4 protein-coding genes are annotated in these 3,655 nt (G+C 58.8%); all 4 read left to right on the forward strand.

What is annotated here, in order from left to right:
- Positions 1–683, forward strand: a 683-nt coding sequence (gene tmk, locus AB4043_RS18260; RefSeq protein ID WP_442307716.1) for a dTMP kinase, incomplete at its 5' end; no start/stop codon positions are given.
- A 5-nt stretch (positions 684–688) separates the two neighbouring features.
- Positions 689–2,065, forward strand: a complete 1,377-nt coding sequence (locus tag AB4043_RS18265) for a cytochrome P450 (RefSeq protein ID WP_442307717.1) — start codon at positions 689–691, stop codon at positions 2,063–2,065.
- 35 nt (positions 2,066–2,100) lie between these two features.
- On the forward strand, positions 2,101–3,213 hold the full coding sequence (locus tag AB4043_RS18270) for a DNA polymerase III subunit (protein WP_442301295.1): 1,113 nt from the start codon (positions 2,101–2,103) through the stop codon (positions 3,211–3,213).
- A gap of 143 nt (positions 3,214–3,356) precedes the next feature.
- The coding region (locus AB4043_RS18275; protein WP_442307718.1) for a hypothetical protein at positions 3,357–3,655 on the forward strand (299 nt) is incomplete at its 3' end.

The raw sequence follows: 3,655 nt of genomic DNA on the forward strand, positions 1-3,655 counted from the left end.
CTCGCGCAGTATGTTTTTCCGGAATCGAATACACTTGCCCCATGCCGCGCGGCTTTTTTATTACCTTTGAGGGCCTGGACGGCTCCGGAAAAACAACGCAGCTCAGGCTGTTACATAAATGGATGGCCGAGCAGGACCGTACTGTCACAACCCTGCGCCAGCCTGGGGGGACGAAACTCGGCGAAGGCATCCGCGAGCTGATCGTCAGTTCAAAGGGAGAGGCCGCAGTAGGCCCCATCGCCCCCTTCACCGAGCTCGCACTGATGTTTGCGGATCGCGCACAGTCCATCGCTGAGATTATCCGCCCGGCTCTTGACCGCGGCGAAATTGTGCTCTGCGACCGTTACACCGATTCCTCCGAGGCGTACCAGGGTGGCGGACGCGGCCTTGGCAGCGAGACCATCCTCGGTCTGCACCGTCTGCTCTGCGGCAACCTGCAGCCGGATCTTACGGTTCTGCTGTTACCGGATTTCAACGCTTCCCTTGCCCGGGCTCGACGCCGCGACGGCGATGAGTCCCGCTTCGAGCAGGAGCACAACGACTTCTTCCAGCGTGTCTGGGATGCCTATAAGGTCATCGCCGCCCGAGAGCCCGGGCGTGTCGTCCTGATCGAAGAGAATGCCTCCATCGATGAGGTACATGCGACCATCCTTGAGGAAGTCACGACCCGGCTCTTTTCCTGATCCAGATGAACGGTCCGGCCACATTCCCGATCGTCGAACGCGGAGCGTATCGCTTCCCTCCGGGCCTGCGTCATAATCTGCCCTTTTACATGGGCCGCAAGCCGTGGGCGAGGATTGGGCGCCCCATTCTGCTCTTCGAGCATCTGGCGAAGACCTACGGCCCTGCGACCCACTATCGCATGATGGGCACTGACATCCTCTTCCTCAATCATCCGGACTTCGTCCAGGAGGTGCTCGTCACCCAGAGCGGCAATTTCATCCGCGAGCGCACGCTGCGCCGCATGAAGATCCTGCTGGGTGAGGGCCTGCTTACGAGCAACGATCCGGTTCACATGCAACACCGCCGCATCGTCGCACCTGCTTTCCATCGCCAGCGGATTGCGGCCTATGCCGATGAGATCGTACGTTCGGCCGCTGCGATGGCTGAGCGATGGAAATCAGGTCAGGTGATCGATATCGGGGCAGCCATGATGGAGCTTTCGCTTTCAATCGTTGCCCGAACGCTGTTCGCCAGCGAGGTCACAGAAGATGTCCGAGCCATCAATCATGAGACCCATGCCATCATGCGTCTCTACAACCTGCTGGTAATTCTGCCCAGGCTCGAAAGCTACCTGCATTGGCCTCTTCCCGGCGTGACCCGGTTCCGCAAGGCGCGGGCGCACCTTGATTCGGTTGCTTATCGCATCATCCGTGAACGCCRTGAAGATCCCGAAGATCGTCACGATCTTCTTTCCATGCTGCTGCTTTCACGGGATGAGGATGGCAATTCCCTCTCCGATGAACAGGTGCGCGATGAGATGCTGACGATCTTCCTCGCCGGCTACGAGACCACAGCGAACGCACTCACGTGGACCTGGTATCTGCTCTCACAGAATCCGGATGCTCGCGAGCAGATGCATGCTGAACTGGACCGAGTTCTGGCAGGCCGCACGCCAACCCTGGCTGATTACGCGAATCTCACCTACACGCAGCAGGTCTTCTCCGAATCCATGCGCCTCTATCCGCCGGCCTGGGCTATGGGACGCGAAGCCTCTATCGATGTCGAACTCGGGCCTTATCGTATTCCCGCGGGATCACATGTCTTCTTCTCCCAGTGGATCATCCACCGCAGCCCGGAGTTCTTTCCCGATCCATTGCGGTTTGATCCGTCGCGACACACGGACGCAGCCAAAGCAGCACGTCCCCGGTTTGCCTACTTCCCGTTCGGAGGAGGCTCCCGTCAGTGCATCGGTGAAAGTTTCGCGTGGATGGAAGGAATCCTTGCCCTGGCGACCATCGCACAACAATGGAAGCTAAATCTCGTGCCGAATCAGCGGATCGACGTGCAGGAGAAGATCACACTGCGGCCGCGGTATCCCATTCTGATGACTCCGCAGAGGTAAAACTTTTCCGTCGCTAAGGACGGTAAAATCTGACAGTGGACTTCTCCAGCTTTATTGGAAACGCACCCGCTGTCGACCAGCTTCGCTCTGCTATCGCCGCAGGCCGCCTTCCACATTCCATGATCCTCGCCGGGCCGAAAGGCGCCGGGAAGTATACGCTTGCCATGCTGTTGACGCAGGCATTGCTCTGCCGGAACCAGCCCCGCGAAACTCTTGCCAACGGTCGGGAGGCGGCGCTCGCTTGCGGAACCTGTGCCAACTGCACCCGCATCGCGGCAGCAATGCCGCTCGATACTCTGGTCGACGAAGCCGTAGCGGCCCGGGAAGAGCTGCGCGAGACAGATAAGAAAGAGACGCGCGTTCTGATTCAGACGCATCCCGACGTGCTGATCATTCCTCCGGACCCTCCTCAGTTACTGATTAAGGTCGGTCAGATCCGCACACTGATCCACTCCGCCTATCGCGCTCCCTCGGAAGCCAAACGTAAGGTCTTTATCCTCACGGCCTCCAGTTTTATGAAAGAGGCGGCGAATTCCCTTCTGAAGGTTCTGGAGGAGCCGCCCGCCTACGCGCATTTGATCCTGCTGGCCGATAACCCGGGCGAACTTCTGCCTACGATCCGGTCTCGCTGCGCCATGGTGCGCCTCGGAGCCCTGCCTCCCCACGAGATCGAAGGTCTGCTGGCCGCGGAGCATCCGGATTGGAAGCCTGCGCAGCGTCAGCTTGTCGCTCGTCTGGCACAGGGAGCCGCCGGCCGTGCCCTCAACTTTGATCTTGGCGCCTTCACTGCCGCACGCCAGGATGCGCTCGTCATTCTACGGAACGCCGTAAACGATCCCGACCATACGGCTCTGTTCAAAATGACGGAAACCTATCGCGCCGGTGCAGAGGGTCAGCAAAAGACACAGGATCTGCTCGGCGCCCTATCTTCGCTGCTGGAAGACTTGTTGTTGCTCCAGGCAGGAACGCCGGAGATGATTCGCAATATCGATCTGATCGCCGAGTTGGAACGAACTGCCGCAGCCGTTCCCTTCGAATGGATCGAAGCAGCCTCCCGCGCGCTTGATCAGGTGCAGTCAGGCATGCGGCGCAACCTGCTGCGTTCTCTCTCCCTCGACTCTTTTGCGACACAACTTGTGGTACGGTAACGTACAAAAAAATCGCCAAGCCATGCGACCTTCGTTAGACTGGACGCATCCCTATCTTTAAGAGCTCCAGTTAGTCGTTTCTTCTTGTACGCGGACGCGCTGAGCCGTGGGGTTCGCTTTGCTGTATTGGAATCTGCTGCTTTATGAGTGATCAAACCACCATCCCGACCGTCGATCAGACCTTCAATGGCAATCGCAAGCTAATACGCCCTTCCCTGGTAGGCCGTATGCTGCGTCGCGGCAACGTGCGTCATGAAGAACCGCTCTCGAATGCGGCACTGCAGGAGAATCATCATCCCGGCGAAAGCAGTCACGCCGAAGCCTTCTACTTCCAGAAGCAGATTCAGCAGAAGACCGAGATGGTCGTCGTACTCGAAGACGGCGAACGGCTGGATGGGCAGATTGAGTGGTACGACCGTGGCGTCATCAAGCTCTGCACCAC

This window comes from Terriglobus sp. YAF25, assembly GCF_052113305.1.
Taxonomy (GTDB): domain Bacteria; phylum Acidobacteriota; class Terriglobia; order Terriglobales; family Acidobacteriaceae; genus Terriglobus.